Below are 14,853 nucleotides of genomic sequence, written 5' to 3'. Positions count from 1 at the left end.
CAATCACCCTAGGCCCGAGCGGTGTCGCGGCGATACCGGACGGCCACGGCGACGCCCAGCACGAGCGTGTACAGCGCCAGGACCAGCGCGGCCTGCCCGCTGCCCTCCCCGCCGCCAACCCCACCGGCACCGTCCAGTGCGGCGGCGTGCCCGACCTGGGCGAGCCAGTAGCTCGGCAGCACCTTGGCCACCGTCGCGAGCGCGTCGGGGAACGTGCTCACCGGGATGAACAGCCCGCCGACGAAGCTGAGCACCAGCACCACCGCCCCCTGGTACGCCTGCAGGCTCTGGGCGCCGACGAACTGGCCGATCAGCAGGCCGAGCAGGGCGAACGGCACCGTGCCCGCCCACACGCCGAGCACGGCCAGTGCCCATCCGCCGGCAGACAGGTGCACCCCACCGACGAGAGCGGCGACCAGCGACACCCCGGCCACCGGCGGCAGCGCCACGACCATCGCCACCGACGCCTTGGCCAGCAGATAGCCGCCGCCGCTGAGCGGGGTGAGCCGCAACTGGCGCTGCCAGCCGATGCCGCGCTCCACCGCCGTGCGGGCGCCGACGTCGAGCGCCGCCTTCATCGACCCGAACGCCGCGACGCCGCCCATCACGTACGACGCGGGAGCCCCCTGGTCGGCGAAGCGGTCGGCCATCAGCAGATACAGGCCCACCGGCAGCGCGACCGCGAACAGCAGGAACTTGGCGTCCCGCAGGGTCCGCCTGATCTCGAACGCGAGATATCCGGTCATCGCACGGCCTCCGATGCTCCGGTCAGGCGCAGGAACGCGTCCTCCAGACCCAGCGCGGCCACCTCGACGTCCCGGGCCTCGGGATAGCGCGCCAGCAGTTCCCGTACGACGAGGTCGGAGTCGGTGCAGCGCAGTTCTGCCCGGCCGTCGCGGACGTGCGCCGCCGTCACACCCGGCAGCGCGCCCAGGTCCTCGGTGCGGGCGCCGGGCACGGTCGCGGTCACCGTACGGCCGGACACCTCGGCCATGACCGCATGCACGGGGCCGTCGGCCACGATGCGGCCCGCGTGCATCAGCACGACCCGATCGGCGTACGCCTCGGCCTCCTCCAGGTAGTGCGTGGAGAACAGCACGGTGCGGCCGGTCTCGGCGAAGGCGTGCATCGACTGCCAGAACTCCCGCCGCGCCGTCACGTCCATGGCCGCCGTCGGCTCGTCGAGCACCAGCAGGTCGGGGCCGGGCACCAGCGCCATGGCGAACCGCACCCGCTGCTTCTGTCCGCCGGACAGCAGCGCGGCCCGGCGGCCGGCGAGGTCGGCCACCCCGGCGCGGCGCAGCGCCTCCTCCGCCGGCAGCGGCGTCCGGTGCAGTGACGCGATCAGCGCCACCGTCTCCCGGACGGTCACGTCGTCGAGCAGCGCGCCCTCCTGCGGCATCACGCCCACCATGCCGCGCCGCACCGCCTCATGGGGAGACGCGCCGAACACGGCGATCTCCCCGGCGTCCGGACGGCTCAGCCCGACGACCATGTCGATGGTGGTGGATTTGCCCGCGCCGTTGGGGCCGAGGAGTGCCACCACCTCCGCCCGGTCCACCACCAGGTCGATCCCGTCGACCGCACGGGTCTCGCCGTACGTCTTGCGCAGCCCCGCGACGGAGAGGGCGGGTGCGCCGTCATGAATGTTCATACGGCAAGCCTCCGCCGCCGTCCCGAGGCGGACCTGCGCCATCTGTCACGACCTGCCCACGACAGATGTCACGGTTCCTTGCACGGTTCCTGAGACCACGGCGCGTACGAACGAGGTCTTGTCGGATCGCAAGGTTGCGGTGAAACTCCGAAAGATTCGGCGCCTCAGGAGGAGGGACGGACGCTGTGGAAGTCCTCAAGGTCATGGCACAACCCGTGATCCGCCGCATGCTCGTCCTCGGCGCCGTGGCAGCGCTGGCGACGGGCCTGGCGGTGGGTCTCGCGGTGGCCGAGATCCCCGGAGCGAACGCCACCGCCGGCACGCCCGGCACCACATCCGGCACCACGTTGAGCGGTGCGGCGGCGCGCAGCGGACGCTACTTCGGCACGGCCGTCACCGCGAGCAAGCTCGGCGACCCGGCGTACACCACGATCGCGAACCGCGAGTTCGACATGGTGACGCCCGAGAACGAGATGAAGCTCGACGCCACCGAGCCGCGGCAGGGGCAGTTCGTCTTCACCAACGCCGACCGGATCTTCAACTGGGCCGTGGAGAACGGCAAACGGGTCCGCGGCCACACCCTGCTCTGGCACGCCGCGCAGCCGGGCTGGTTGCAGTCCCTCAGCGGCAGCGCGCTGCGCCAGGCGATGATCGATCACATCGACGGCGTGATGACCCACTACAAAGGCAGGATCTACGCCTGGGACGTGGTCAACGAGGCCTTCGCCGACGGCACCGGCGCCCGGCGCAACTCGAACTTCCAGCACACCGGCGACGACTGGATCGAGGTCGCCTTCCGCACCGCGCGGGCCGCCGACCCGGCCGCGAAGCTCTGCTACAACGACTACAACATCGAGAACTGGACCTGGGCCAAGACCCAGAGCGTCTACGCCATGGTCAAGGACTTCACGGACCGCGGCGTGCCGATCGACTGCGTCGGCTTCCAGGCCCACTTCGGCAGCGGCAACCCCTACGACGGCGACTTCCGCACCACGCTCCGGAACTTCGCCGCCCTCGGCGTCGACGTCCAGATCACCGAGCTGGACGTCCAGGGCGCCCCGGCCGCCACGTACGCCGCCGTGGTCGCCGACTGCCTGGCCGTTCCCCGCTGCGCCGGCATCACGGTGTGGGGCGTGCGCGATCCCGACTCCTGGCGCAGCAGCGACACCCCGCTGCTGTTCGACGGGAACGGCGAGAAGAAGGCGGCCTACACCGCCGTGCTCGACGCCCTCAACGCCGCCGTTCCCGGCGCCTCGCCCAGCCCGGCGCGGTCCCCCGGGCGGCACTGCACGCGACCCTCTCCGCGGGCGCGAAACGGCACCCCCTGGGGGGCGACGATCAGGCATCACGGCCACTGCGGGCACCGCTAGATCGGATCTAGCGGCGCCTGCCCCGGATCTGGCGCCTCTTCCGTGAACGGCTAGACGGAACGGAGACGACATATCATGCGGGACCTGGCGATAGAGACATCGGGCCTGGTCAAGACATTCGGCGACAACCGCGCGGTGGACGGGCTCGATCTCACGGTGCCGGCAGGCACGGTGTACGGCGTGCTCGGCCCCAACGGGGCGGGGAAGACCACGGCGGTCAAGATGCTGGCGACCCTGCTGCGCCCGGACGGCGGCGAGGCCAGGGTCTTCGGCCACGACGTGCTGCGCGAGCCCGACGCCGTACGCAGCCGGGTGAGCCTGACGGGCCAGTACGCCTCGGTGGACGAAGAGATGACCGGGTTGGAGAACCTGGTGCTGCTCGGCAGGCTGCTGGGCCACAGGAGGGCCGCCGCCAGAGACAGGGCCATGCGGCTGCTTGAGGCGTTCGGGCTGACCGAGGCCGCCGGCCGGCAGGTCAAGACCTACTCAGGCGGCATGCGCAGAAGGCTGGACATCGCGGCCAGCATCCTCAACACGCCCGACCTGTTGTTCCTGGACGAGCCCACGACCGGCCTCGACCCGCGCAGCCGCAACCAGGTCTGGGACATCGTCAGGATCGTGGTCGCCCACGGCACGACCGTGCTGCTCACCACGCAGTATCTGGACGAGGCCGACCGGCTGGCGGGGCGCATCGCGGTCGTCGACCACGGCAAGGTCATCGCCGAGGGCACGCCGGGCGAGCTCAAGTCGTCGGTCGGCTCGGGGTCGGTGCACGTGCGGCTGCGGGACGCCGTGCAGCGGCCGGAGGCCGAGCGGGTGCTGGCCAAAGAGCTGAACACCCAGGTCCAGTTGGAGGCCGATCCCGTGGCCCTGACCGCCCGCATCGCCGGGGATGACGCCGACGCGGGCGCGGAGCGCGCCTCGCGCGCCCTCGCGGCGCTCGCGGCGTCCGGCATCGTCGTGGACGACTTCTCCCTCGGCCAGCCCAGCCTGGATGAGGCCTTCCTCGCGCTGACAGGCGCGCCTCCTGGGGAACACAGCCTGGCACTTACGGATCACCCGGCCACCGACAAGAACGCTCAGGAGGAGGCGGCATGAGTGCCACGACCACCGAGACCGGCACGTCCTTCGTCCCCGCCGCCGACACGCTGGGCGCGGTCCTGGCCCCCGGGGCACGCCCGCCGCGCCCCAGCGCCCTGTCGGCCTCTCTGACGTTCGGCTGGCGGGCGATGCTGAAGATCAAGCACGTGCCCGAGCAGCTGTTCGACGTCACCGCGTTTCCGATCATGATGACGTTGATGTTCACCTACCTGTTCGGCGGTGCGCTGGCGGGCTCGCCGACGGAGTATCTGCAGTTCCTGCTGCCGGGCATCATGGTGACGAGCGTCGTGATGATCACGATGTACACCGGTGTCGAGGTCAACAAGGACATCGAGAAGGGCGTCTTCGACCGCTTCCGTACGCTGCCGATCTGGCGGCCGTCCACCATGGTCGGCTACCTGCTCGGCGACGCCCTCCGCTACACGATGGCCTCGACGGTCATCCTCGTGGTCGGCCTGGTGCTGGGCTTCCGCCCGCCGGGCGGGGTCGCCGGCGTGCTGGCCGCGATCGCGCTGCTGGTGGCCTTCTCGTTCGCGTTTTCGTGGATCTGGACGATGTTCGGGCTGCTGCTGCGCAGCGAGAAGTCGGTGATGGGCGTCAGCATGCTGGTGCTGTTCCCGCTCACCTTCCTCAGCAACGTCTACGTGGACCCGCAGACCATGCCGGGCTGGCTGCAGGCGTTCGTCGGGGTCAACCCCATCTCCCACCTGGTCACCGCGGCGCGTTCCCTGATGGCGGGCAGCCCGGACACCGGGGAGATCACCTGGGTGCTGGTCTGCGGCGCGCTGTCAATCTTGGTCTTCGGCGCGCTGACCATGCGCCTCTACAACCGCAAATAGGTCACAGGCGCCAGGCGATCTCGTGGCCGGGTTGATAGCGGCAGGTGGCGCCGGTGGAGACGGCCGCGCGCAGATGCGCGGCCATCGCGGGATGAAGGCGGTCGAGCTTGCGCAGCACGTCACGGATACGGGCGGTGACGGCCTTGCGGGCGCGCTCCGCCTCGTCGCCGAGACGGCGGTCACGCCCGCCGAGCCCGGAGGCGGAACGCAGCTCGTCCAGCAGGGCCGCCCGCTCCCTGTCGAACTCCGCCGCCCGGCCGTCGTCTCCCCGCTCGGCCGCCCGGTCGATCTCCTCGTCGAGCAACGCGAGCCGGCGCCGGTATCGCGCCTTGGCCTCCTCGTCGAGGACCGCGTCGCCGCCCATCCCCCGGGCGGCGACGACCAGCTCCCCGCCCTCCGGGGCGAGCAGCCGTACGGCGGGCAGGTCGGCCCCGGGATGGCTCAGCAGGAAGTGCAGGTCGCGCAGGCCCTTGGCGTCGGGCAGGCGAACGGTGTGGCCGCCGAACTCCAGGGTCCAGACCGCGCCGTCCCACCGGAACCCGGCTCCGGCGACGGGCGTACGGCTCCTGCGGACGCGCTCCAGGATGTGCCGCATGCCGAGCCGGCCCGCCTCGCCCTCCACGTCGTCCAGCAGCTTCGCGGCCTCCTCGGCGTCGCCCGGGCGGCCCCGCCGCAGCAACGCCTCGCCGAGATGCGCCCGCGCCTCGACGGACCACGGGCGGGCGAGGAGCAGTTCGGCGGAGTGCCAGGCGGCGGTGAACCCGTCGATCGCCTCGTCCCAGCGTTCCTGCGCCGCGTCGACGAGAGCACGCAGGAGGACCACCGGGCCGCCGATATCCCAGCCGTACAGCGACACCGCCCAGGTGCCGAGGTAAGGATCGAGCTCGGCCCTCGCCTTCTCGCACAGCTCCGGGTCGCGCGACCAGGCGGCCACCATGGCCTGGAACCGCAGCCACAGGGGTTGGACCGAACGTCTCGGCTCGCCTCTGGCCATGGTGTCGCGCAGGTGGCGCAGTGCGGTCGCGCCGTCACCCCTGCGCAGCGCGGTCATCGCCTCCAGCAGGCCCGGGCAGGGGTGCCGGCTCCTGCGCAGCGCACGGTGGACCTCGTCCAGGCCGTCGTCGCGGCCCTGGAGCATACGAACGGCCCAGCGGTGATGGTCCAGCATGTACGCGAAGTGGTCGTGCCCGTGCTCGAACCGGGCGAGCTCGTCGAGCAGGGTCTCCGCCTGGCCGAAGTCGCCCGTGAGCGCGGCGATGATGCTGCGGTCGCTGGCCGTGGCCATATCGATGCGCGGCAGGTCGGCGCGGCCGCCGAGCGTGACGAACTCGCGGAACTGGTCGAAGTAGGAGGGGTCTCCCTGCTCGAGCAGAGCCACCCAGCGCAACGCGGCGGCGATGCTCTCCATCTCCACGTCGCCCGTGCGGCGGGCCAGAGTCAGCAGCTCTCCAGTCAGCGCCGCCCTCTCCGGTGCGGTGCCCAGGCCCCAGATGGCGTCGTGGGAGGCCCACAGGCTGAAGGCCAGCGCCTCGTCGTCCTCGCCGCGCCGGGCGAGCAGAGCCACATGGATGGCCAGCTCTCGTGCGAGGTGGTCGAGGGAGGGCTCCTCGCCGGGGGGCCGGCCGTCCCGGACCAGCTCGCCGTGCGCCTCCCGCAGCAGGTCGGCGGCCAGCGGACCGCCGTCGCCGCCACCGGCCGCGTAGACGGACAGCGCCACCCTGGCGACCAGCTCGGGCTCGCCGGCCTCCCGCGCGACGGCGGCCGCCTCCTCGAACGCGCGCCGGCCGCCGTCGCGGTCGTCCCCGTGATAGACCTCGCGGCCGAATTCGAGTGCGATCACGACGCGCCGGCGCGGCTCGCCGGCGACGGCGGCCAGTTCGAGCGCCCTGCGATAGTGCCCGAGCGCCTCCTCGGTGGCCAGGCGCGCGGCGGCGTCACGGGCGGCGGCGAGCAGCCGGTCCGCCGCGTGGGCCGGCTCCACCTGGTCACCGGCGAGGTAGGCGTGCCGTGCAACGTCGGCGGGGAGCACATGCTCGGCGAGGGTGGGCGACCGGTCCACGGCGTGGACGACCGCGGCATGCCGCCGCGTTGCCGCCTTCTCGTCGAGAGACTCGTAGAGCGTCTGGCGGACCAGGTCGTGGGCGAACGCGAAGGTCTCCCCGCCACTCGCCGCCCCGCCGCTCGCCACCACGAGCCGTGCGGCCACCGCCTGGTCGAGCAGCCGTTCCACCTGGAGAACCGGAGCGGCGGCGACGGCGGCCAGCACCTGGCGATGGAACTGACGCCCGAGCACCGCGGCGGTGACGAGAAGGTCCACGACCTGCGCGGGGAGCAGGGACAGCCGGCGCAGGAGGGTGTCGCGGACGCCGGGAGCGATCGTGGCGACCGAACCGCCGCTGCGCCACAGCCGCGCCGTCTGCTCGACGAAGAAGGGGTTGCCGCCGGTGCGCCGGTGCACCTCGGCGACGAGGTCGGTGGACGGATCCCGGCCGGCGGCACGGGTCATCAACGCGCCGACCTCCTCGCGTTCGAGCCCGGTCAAGGTGACCGTGGTCGCCCGCGCCACGAGCGGCAGCACGAGGGGCCGCAGCGGATGGTCCGCCGACTCCACCTCCACGTCGCGGTAGGTGCCCACCAGCAGCACCCGCTCGAACCAGGTGTGCTGGGCCGCGAACTCCAGCAGCCTGAGCGACGCGACGTCCGCCCAGTGGAGGTCTTCGAGCACGACCACCAGGGGGCGGCTCTGGGACACCGCCACCAGGGCGCTCGTCACCGCGTCGTACAGCCGGAAGCCCTCGGCCGCGTCGGCGCTCGGCGATTCGCCCAGCAGCGCGGCCAGTCCGGCGCCCGCGGCGTCCTCGGCCGCCGCCCACTCCTCGGGCGCGGCGCACCGCCGCATGCCCCGCAGCACCTGCACCCACGGCCAGTAGCCGGGGGCGTTGTCGGACTCCCAGCAGGCTCCGCCGAGGACCAGCGCGCCCAGGCGCCTGGCCTCCTCGGCCGCGCTGGCGACAAGCGTGGTCTTGCCGATGCCGGCCTCACCGGCGACCAGCGTCAGGCCGCCGTGACTGCCGACCGCCCGCGCGATCTCGGCACGCAGCATCGCGGCAGGATGCTCCCTGCCGATGAGCTGAGGGGTCGCGCCGTCGATTCGCATGCCGCTCCGACGGTATCCGCCCGCTCCGACAATTTCCCAGCCTCGGATCCGGGCAGACCGCGTCAGCCGAGGAACTTCGCGAGGAGCTGCGCCAGCGCCGCCGGCCGCTGCAACACTCCGTGGTCCTCTCCGGGCATCACCTGCAGTTCGGCGCCGGGCACGGCCGCCGCGACGGCCTTCGTCCCCTCCGCCAGGTTCGGCGCGGTCTGGTCGCCGTAGACCGCCAGCACCGGCACGCCGACGGCGGCGAGCCGATCGAACGGCATCACCTGCCAGGGCGCGCTGACCAGCACGTCGTACGGCAGGCTGGGCGCCTTGTCGGCCAGGAACGCCCACCCCTCCCCGGCCTTCATCCCGGCGATCGCCTCGGCCGGGACCCCGACCGCCTCGTGGAGGAACAGCTCCACCGCGCCGTCGCGGTCACCGGCGGCCACCAGGGCCGTGAGCCGGTCGTAGATGTCGGCCGCCGGCCTCGGCTGGTTCTCGTCCGCGCAGTACGGCGGCTCGTAGACGGCCACCCGGTCGATCGGCAGCCCGCGCATGGCCCCCTCCAGCACGAGGACCGCGCCCGAGGAGTGGCCGAACGCCGAGGCCCGGCCGCCCACGTGCTCGATGACGGCCGCCAGGTCGTCGACCTCGTTGGCGACCCGGTAGTCGTCGCTCTTGTCGTCGCTGGCCACCCGGCCGCGCCGGTCGTAGGTCACGACGGTGAACGCCGGCGCGAGTTCGGCGCCGAGCCCGGCCACGGTGGAGCGGTCGTTGAACGCGCCGCCGACGAGGATCACCGGCGCGCCCTGGCCGATCGTGTCGACGGCGAGGGTCGTGCCGTCCTTCGAAGTGATGTTCTCGGTCATGTCCGTCAGCCTTTCAGGGTCTACCGTCGCGTGAAGGTCATGTGGGTGATGCCGCTCGGGGTGGTCACGGACTCGATCCCGAAGCGCTCCTCGAGCCCTTCGAGCCCGTCCCACAGGCGTTCGCCGCGGCCCAGGACGATCGGGACGACGGCGACGTGCATGTGGTCGACCAGGTCCGCGGCCAGGAACTGGCGGACGGTGCTCGGCCCGCCGCCGATCCGCACGTCGAGATCGCCCGCGGCCTCGCGCGCCTGCCGCAGCGCCTCCTCGGGACCGCCGTCGACGAAGTGGAACGTGGTGCCCCCCTCCATCTCGATCGAGGGCCGGGGGTGATGGGTCAGGACGAAGACCGGCGTGTGGAACGGCGGGTTCGGACCCCACCATCCGGTCCACTCGTGGTCCTCCCACGGGCCCCGCTGCGGCCCGAACTTGTTGCGGCCCATGATCTCCGCGCCGACGCCCTCGTTCCAGGTGCGGGCCACGGCGTCGTCGACCCCGGCGCTGCCACCGGTCTTCCCCTGCATGGCGAGGAAGACCCGGGTGTCGAAGAACCACTCGTGGAGCCGCCCACCGGCGTGGCCGAACGGCTCGTCGAGGCTCTGCCCCTCGCCCGTGGCGAAGCCGTCCAGAGAGACGGCGAAGTTGTGGACTCTGACGCGAGACATTGCTGGTCTCCTGGCTTCGGTAGCGATTGCGGATTGCAACTACTAGAAATAACCGTAGACTAGGTGGTGGCAAAACGCAATCAGTTGGAGGTCGGTCATGCGACACGAGCCGCGGTCGGGGTGCGCGATCAATGCGGCGGTGGAGGCCCTCGGCGACAGGTGGAGCCTCATCGTCCTGCGCGATGTGATCTTCGGCGGGCGGCGGCACTTCCGTGACCTGCTCGCCAACTCCGACGAGGCGATCGCGTCGAACATCCTCAGCAGCCGCCTCAAGGCGCTCGTCGCCGGTGGCCTGCTGACCCACGAGGACGCGGGGCGGGGACGGCGAGGAACCTACAGCCTCACCGAGGCGGGCATCCAGACGGTTCCGATCATGGTCGCACTCGGCTCGTGGGGCCTGCGGCACCGTCCGACGACACCGGAGCTGACCATCCGCGCGCAGCTGCTGGAGGAGGGCGGCCCACCACTGTGGGAGAACCTGATGGACGAGCTGCGCGAGGCGCACCTCGGCATCCCCCGCCCCGACCCCGGCCGCCCGCGCGCGTCCCAGTTGCTGCAGGAGGCGTACGAACACGTCCTGGCGACGTCCACCACATGAAGTGATTCAACCCCGGGCGTACGTCCTCGTCCCCTGACCGCCTCACCCGTACGCGATGTTCGCGGCCCCCAGGAACGGCAGCAGGCGTTCGGCCTCCTCCGCCACCGCGTCCCTTTCGGCCGCCCGCAACGGCCGGAACGGGACGAGCCGCAGCGTGCCGTCCTTGACCGACCAGCTGCCGTGGACGAACCCGTCCACGAGGAAGGTCGGCAGCACCATCGCCGCGCCCGGCATCACCCGCTTGCGGTCGGCGTCACTGATCACGCGGGTCCGGTCGGCGTGGCCGAGCAGCAGGTTGTCGAAGGCGGGCAGGAACCGCACGGGAACAGGTGTGCCGGGGTCGGGCGGCTCCGGCGCGGTCTCCAGGTCGAACAGCTCCCTGCCTTCGGGGTCGCGACAGCAGCGCAGCTCGCCGCGCATGGTCTGGATCACCTCGCGCAGCCGCGTCAGCCCCGACCACGCCTGCACGTCCATCACGCCGGCCGGGCCGTAGGCCGCCAGATAGCGGCGGACGAGTTCCTGGACCGGGGCCGGTGTCATGGGCGCGCCGAGCCAGTCCTCGGCGCGGGTGACCGAGACGGCGTTCCGGGTGCCCCAGCGGCCCCACGTCGCGGTCTCGGGGGTGTGGACCAGCGGGCTTCTCAGCTCCACCTCCCCGGCCAGGATCTTCCCCTCCCGGCCGGGGTGGCGCAGCGCCAGCAGCCGGGCCAGCTCCCGCCGGGGCAGCGTCCGGCCCGCCAGGATCCGCGCTCCGGCCGCCGTGAGCGCGCCGGTGTCGAGTCCCCCGCTCACCCGCCTGAAGTACGGCGTGCTCGCCGTACGGTCGAGGACCGGTTGCAGCACGGGCCGGAACCGGCGGAAGTCGCCGGACACGGCCAGGTGCTGGGTGCTGCGCAGCAGCGCCGAGCGGACCACCGTCCGCTCCTCCAGCAGGACGCTCAGCTGGGCCTGGGTGAAGCCGTCGACGCGGCTCCACAGCCCGACGTAGGGCCAGTTCGGCTCCTGGGCCTGCATGGCGACCAGGTGTCCGAGCACCTGCAGCGCGGTGCGGCGGGTGCGCTCCATCAGGAACTGCCGGTGCAACAGCGCCCGGTTGAGCGCACGCAGGGAAAGCACGCTCACGCCAGCCGCACCGCGACGTTGCCCCGATAGGAGCCCTTGAGCAGGGACAGGAACGCCTCCGGCACCTGCTCGATGCCGCCCTCGACGACCGTCTGCGGAAAGACGAAACGGCCTTCCGCCAGCCAGCGGGTGAAGTACTCGCGCCAGGCCGCGACCTGTTCCGGCGTGTGGTGACAGGAGAACGGCAGCAGCTCGATGCCCCGGGCCCCGGCCGCCGCGCGGTCCGGCTCGGGGAAGCGGTCGGCATCGCCGCCGAGCTGGTGGGACAGGGAGCCGCACAGCGCGAAGCGGGCGCCGGGACGCGCCGCCCGGACCGCCGCGTCGTACTGCTCCCCGCCCACGACGTCGAAGAAGACCGTGATGCCCTCGGGCGCGAGCTCTCGCAGCCGGTCGGCCACCGGACCGTCGTGGTAGTCGAAGGCGGCGTCATAGCCGAGCTCGTCGACCAGATAGGCGGCCTTCGCCGGGCTGCCCGCGCTGCCGATCACCCTGGCCGCGCCCCGGCACTTGGCGATCTGCCCGGCCAGCGAGCCGACCCCGCCGGCCGCGCCCGAGACGAACACCACATCCCCCTCCCCTACGGCGGCGACGTCGGCCATCCCGTAGTAGGCCGTCACGCCCTGGCCCAGGTGATAGGAGGGGTCGGGGAAGAGCCCCCGGTCGAGCTTGACGTACTGCGCGGCCGGGCCCGCGGAGTATTCGCTCCAGCCGGTCATCGACTGCACCAGATCGCCGACGGCGAGATCCGGGCTGCCGGACCGGACGACGGTCCCCACGACGGCGGCTCCCACGCGGTCACCGGGCTGCCAGGCGGGCACCGGGATCCGGCAGTCGGCCCGCATCAGCTCCAGGTAGGTCGCGGCCAGGCCGACGTAGTCGGTCCTGACGGTCACCTCGCCGTCCACCTCGGTCTCGGCGACGGTGAAGTGGCCGGGGCCCGGCTCGCCGGCGACGGGCGCGGCCAGCCGGATCTCACGAGTGATCATTCCTGTTCCTCCTGATCAGAGCTTCGAGATCCACGCTAGGGAGGCTTCCGGCCACTTTCCGACCGGAAGTCCGGACAGACTGGAACCATGGCGAACACGAGCTCACGCACCCTCCGGCTGCTGTCCCTCCTGCAGACCCACCGCCGCTGGGCTGGCCGACCGGCTCGGCGTCTCCGAGCGGACGCTGCGTCGTGACGTCGACCGACTGCGGGAGCTGGGATACCCGGTGCACACCTCGCGCGGGACCGACGGCGGCTACCAGCTCGCGCCCGGCGCCGTACTGCCGCCGCTGCTGCTCGACGAGGAGGAGGCGGTCGCGCTCGCCGTCGGCATGGGCGAGGCCGCGCGGAGCGCGATCACGGGCATGGAGGCGTCCGCGATCCGCGCCCTCACCAAGGTCGTCCAGGTCATGCCGCCCCGGCTGCGCCGCCGCGTGGACGTCCTGAGCAAGGCGATGGTCTCCGCGACCTCGGCGCAACCGGTCGTCGCCGTGGACGTGCTGACCGTCGTCGCCCAGGCCTGCCGTGACGAGGAGCGGCTGCGCTTCTCCTACGCCGCGCGGGGCCGCGAGCCCTCCTCGCGGGAGGTCGAGCCCTACCGGCTGGTCACCGTCGGCCGCCGCTGGTATCTGGTCGCCTACGACCTGGCGAGGCAGGACTGGCGCAGCTTCCGGCTCGACCGCCTGACAGAGGCGCGGCCGGCGGGATCCCGCTTCCGCCCGCGCGACCTGCCCGCCCGGGACGCGGCGGCGTTCGTCAGAGCGGCCGGCGGCGTGCCCGAGCCGTACGCGGTCGAGGCCCTCGTGCACGCGCCCGCCGCACGGGTGCGTACGGCGGTCGGGCAGTGGGGGACGGTCGAAGAGGCCGGCGAGCGTAGGTGCCTGCTCACGATGACCTCGACCTCACTGGACTGGCCGATTCAGGCGCTGGGCAACGTGGGCGCGGAGTTCGAGGTGCTGGGTCCGCCGGAGTTCGTCGCGTACGTCCGCGAATGGGGCGAACGCTTCGTCCGGGCCACAGCACCCGGACCGGCATCACGCTGACTCGTACAGCATGGGCAGGTCGACCAGGAGGATCCGGGGATCGCGAGCTGCGGCGTCGGTGAGCGCGGCGTCGAAGCCGGCGCCGCTGTAAAGGGCGAGCACGGTGTCGCGGGTGTCGAGCCCGCGCGTGTGCAGTTGGTCTCTGGCCTGTTCCAGGCGCTTCAGGTGACCCACGTGCATGACCTCTGACCACTTCGCCTCGCCGACGGACAGGAGCCGGCGCGTGTGGTTGTCCTGAGGCGCGAGGGCGATCACGTCGACCTCGATGTTCTGCCCCCTGCCGCCCCCGGGCGCGATCCCCGCAGCGACCTCGGCGGCGAACTCGCCGTTCCAGCCGTGGGCGAGTGCGAACTCCCGGCACACATGCTCGAAGTGCGGGCCCACCACCTGGGACGTGAACCTCGGCCTGGCCGACTGCCACACCCGGTCGGCCCATCCCCTTTCCAGCAGGCTCCAGGCCGGCCGCATGATCGCCTCGTAGAACGTGACCAGCGGCTCCGCGACACGGTAGAGCGAGCGCTTGCGTACCGGGTCGATCTCCTTGCGGATGAGCTGACAGTCCTCCAAAACGGCGAGCGGATGCGCGATGTCCGTCGCCTTGCGCTCCATGTGTCCCGCGATGCCGCCCCGCGTGTTGTTCCCGGCCGCGATGGCGCCGAGGACGGCGTGGTAGAGCGCCTCGTCCCGGATCTCCATCTCGTTGGTCAGCAGGTATCGGGCCTCGCGGAAGAGCGGCGTCGCGGAACTGAGCACGCGCCGGACGACCCAGTCGTCGAGATCGTCGCCCGGGCTCTCGTGGTCGACGAAGCCGGTTCTGTACGCCGGTGTCCCGCCCACGATGGCATTCAGCTGGAGCGCGAGCCGCGGATCCTCAATGCCCCAGAACCGCCTCGCCACACGGTGGTCGAACGGCTGTACCACCAGGTCGAGTGACGCCCGCCCGCGTAGCGGCGCCTGTCCGGCGAGGAGTTTCCCCATGACCGACATGGCGGATCCGGCGAGCACCAGACGCACCCGGCTGCCGGTGCCGCGATGCGCGAGCCGGGCGTCGATCTCCCGCTGCAGGATCGAGGGGATCGAGGGATCGGCCTTCATGAGATACGGGAACTCGTCGAGAACGATCAACCGGTCACTGCAGTGGTCCAGGAGATGGGTGATCGCCTCGTCCCAGTTCGCGAACGCCAGCGTGCCCGGCACCCCCAGGTATGCCGCCACGGCCGTACCGAACTGCCGGAGTGCGTCCACCGACGTGGATTCGACGGCCACGAAATAGAAGCCGCCGCACACGTCGGCGAGCGCCTGCAGGAGGAACGTCTTGCCCTGGCGGCGCCGACCACTCACCACCGCCAGCCTCATCTCCGCGGCCGGTGCCTCGGCGAAATCCTTGAGGGCGGCCCACTCGCGATCGCGGTCGAAGACGTGAGCAGGCTTCATGAGACCCCCATATAAGTGCACTTCTAAGAAG

General features: G+C 72.0%; 12 protein-coding genes and 1 pseudogene. 5 read left to right on the top strand and 8 right to left on the bottom strand.

What is annotated here, in order from left to right:
• Positions 1-8: 8 nt before the first annotated feature.
• Both BXA11_RS04670 and BXA11_RS04665 read right to left on the bottom strand, forming a co-directional pair.
• On the bottom strand, positions 9-746 hold the full coding sequence (locus tag BXA11_RS04670; protein ID WP_076432948.1) for an ABC transporter permease: 738 nt from the start codon (positions 744-746) through the stop codon (positions 9-11).
• Positions 743-1,654, bottom strand: a complete 912-nt coding sequence (locus BXA11_RS04665; RefSeq protein ID WP_076432946.1) for an ABC transporter ATP-binding protein — start codon at positions 1,652-1,654, stop codon at positions 743-745. Before BXA11_RS04665 ends, BXA11_RS04670 begins: the two co-directional genes overlap by 4 nt.
• Positions 1,655-1,839: 185 nt before the next feature.
• Here BXA11_RS04665 and BXA11_RS04660 point away from each other — a divergent pair, with 185 nt between their 5' ends.
• From BXA11_RS04660 to BXA11_RS04650, 3 genes are all read left to right on the top strand, one after another.
• Entirely contained in the window at positions 1,840-3,024 is a 1,185-nt protein-coding gene (locus tag BXA11_RS04660) for a glycoside hydrolase family 10 protein (RefSeq protein WP_204053443.1), read from the top strand.
• Between the two features lie 75 nt (positions 3,025-3,099).
• Entirely contained in the window at positions 3,100-4,122 is a 1,023-nt protein-coding gene (locus tag BXA11_RS04655; RefSeq protein WP_076432944.1) for an ATP-binding cassette domain-containing protein, read from the top strand.
• Positions 4,119-4,964, top strand: coding sequence for an ABC transporter permease (locus BXA11_RS04650; protein ID WP_076432942.1), 846 nt, complete (start codon positions 4,119-4,121; stop codon positions 4,962-4,964). Before BXA11_RS04655 ends, BXA11_RS04650 begins: the two co-directional genes overlap by 4 nt.
• A gap of 1 nt (position 4,965) precedes the next feature.
• Here the strand turns inward: BXA11_RS04650 and BXA11_RS04645 are convergent, their stop codons facing one another.
• From BXA11_RS04645 to BXA11_RS04635, 3 genes are all read right to left on the bottom strand, one after another.
• Positions 4,966-8,121: an ATP-binding protein gene (locus BXA11_RS04645; protein ID WP_076432940.1), complete on the bottom strand. Its 3,156-nt coding sequence runs from the start codon at positions 8,119-8,121 to the stop codon at positions 4,966-4,968.
• Positions 8,122-8,183: 62 nt separating this feature from the next.
• Positions 8,184-8,975 (bottom strand): alpha/beta fold hydrolase, encoded by a 792-nt coding sequence (locus tag BXA11_RS04640; RefSeq protein ID WP_076432938.1) that lies wholly within the window; start codon positions 8,973-8,975, stop codon positions 8,184-8,186.
• Between the two features lie 20 nt (positions 8,976-8,995).
• The gene (locus tag BXA11_RS04635; protein ID WP_030509305.1) at positions 8,996-9,640 is read right to left on the bottom strand and encodes a dihydrofolate reductase family protein; all 645 of its coding nucleotides are present in this window, start codon (positions 9,638-9,640) and stop codon (positions 8,996-8,998) included.
• A 97-nt stretch (positions 9,641-9,737) separates the two neighbouring features.
• Between BXA11_RS04635 and BXA11_RS04630 the strand changes: the two genes are divergently transcribed.
• On the top strand, positions 9,738-10,238 hold the full coding sequence (locus BXA11_RS04630) for a winged helix-turn-helix transcriptional regulator (RefSeq protein WP_076432935.1): 501 nt from the start codon (positions 9,738-9,740) through the stop codon (positions 10,236-10,238).
• A gap of 42 nt (positions 10,239-10,280) precedes the next feature.
• Here BXA11_RS04630 and BXA11_RS04625 read toward each other — a convergent pair whose 3' ends face one another.
• On the bottom strand, positions 10,281-11,360 hold the full coding sequence (locus BXA11_RS04625) for a winged helix DNA-binding domain-containing protein (protein WP_076432933.1): 1,080 nt from the start codon (positions 11,358-11,360) through the stop codon (positions 10,281-10,283).
• Positions 11,357-12,346, bottom strand: coding sequence for an MDR family NADP-dependent oxidoreductase (locus BXA11_RS04620; RefSeq protein ID WP_076432931.1), 990 nt, complete (start codon positions 12,344-12,346; stop codon positions 11,357-11,359). Before BXA11_RS04620 ends, BXA11_RS04625 begins: the two co-directional genes overlap by 4 nt.
• An 87-nt stretch (positions 12,347-12,433) precedes the next feature.
• Between BXA11_RS04620 and BXA11_RS04615 the strand changes: the two are divergent.
• Positions 12,434-13,388 (top strand): annotated as a pseudogene (locus tag BXA11_RS04615) (helix-turn-helix transcriptional regulator).
• Here the strand turns inward: BXA11_RS04615 and BXA11_RS04610 are convergent.
• Positions 13,380-14,822 carry an AAA family ATPase gene (locus tag BXA11_RS04610; protein ID WP_076432929.1) on the bottom strand — a complete coding sequence of 481 codons (1,443 nt, stop codon included), beginning with the start codon at positions 14,820-14,822 and terminating at the stop codon, positions 13,380-13,382. The pseudogene BXA11_RS04615 and the gene BXA11_RS04610 sit on opposite strands and share 9 nt — an antisense overlap.
• Positions 14,823-14,853 lie beyond the last annotated feature (31 nt).

Origin of the sequence: Microbispora rosea (assembly GCF_900156315.1) — a bacterium.
Taxonomy (GTDB): domain Bacteria; phylum Actinomycetota; class Actinomycetes; order Streptosporangiales; family Streptosporangiaceae; genus Microbispora; species Microbispora rosea.
This window is presented reverse-complemented; position numbering and strand designations above follow the sequence as displayed.

What these genes read in the sequence shown, in the direction of transcription:
- BXA11_RS04650 (WP_076432942.1), top strand. Translation starts at nt 4,119, where the DNA reads ATGAGTGCCACGACCACCGAGACCGGCACGTCCTTCGTCCCCGCCGCC.
- BXA11_RS04635 (WP_030509305.1), bottom strand. Translation starts at nt 9,640, where the DNA reads ATGTCTCGCGTCAGAGTCCACAACTTCGCCGTCTCTCTGGACGGCTTC.
- BXA11_RS04645 (WP_076432940.1), bottom strand. Translation starts at nt 8,121, where the DNA reads ATGCGAATCGACGGCGCGACCCCTCAGCTCATCGGCAGGGAGCATCCT.
- BXA11_RS04670 (WP_076432948.1), bottom strand. Translation starts at nt 746, where the DNA reads ATGACCGGATATCTCGCGTTCGAGATCAGGCGGACCCTGCGGGACGCC.
- BXA11_RS04640 (WP_076432938.1), bottom strand. Translation starts at nt 8,975, where the DNA reads ATGACCGAGAACATCACTTCGAAGGACGGCACGACCCTCGCCGTCGAC.
- BXA11_RS04655 (WP_076432944.1), top strand. Translation starts at nt 3,100, where the DNA reads ATGCGGGACCTGGCGATAGAGACATCGGGCCTGGTCAAGACATTCGGC.
- BXA11_RS04610 (WP_076432929.1), bottom strand. Translation starts at nt 14,822, where the DNA reads ATGAAGCCTGCTCACGTCTTCGACCGCGATCGCGAGTGGGCCGCCCTC.
- BXA11_RS04620 (WP_076432931.1), bottom strand. Translation starts at nt 12,346, where the DNA reads ATGATCACTCGTGAGATCCGGCTGGCCGCGCCCGTCGCCGGCGAGCCG.
- BXA11_RS04630 (WP_076432935.1), top strand. Translation starts at nt 9,738, where the DNA reads ATGCGACACGAGCCGCGGTCGGGGTGCGCGATCAATGCGGCGGTGGAG.
- BXA11_RS04665 (WP_076432946.1), bottom strand. Translation starts at nt 1,654, where the DNA reads ATGAACATTCATGACGGCGCACCCGCCCTCTCCGTCGCGGGGCTGCGC.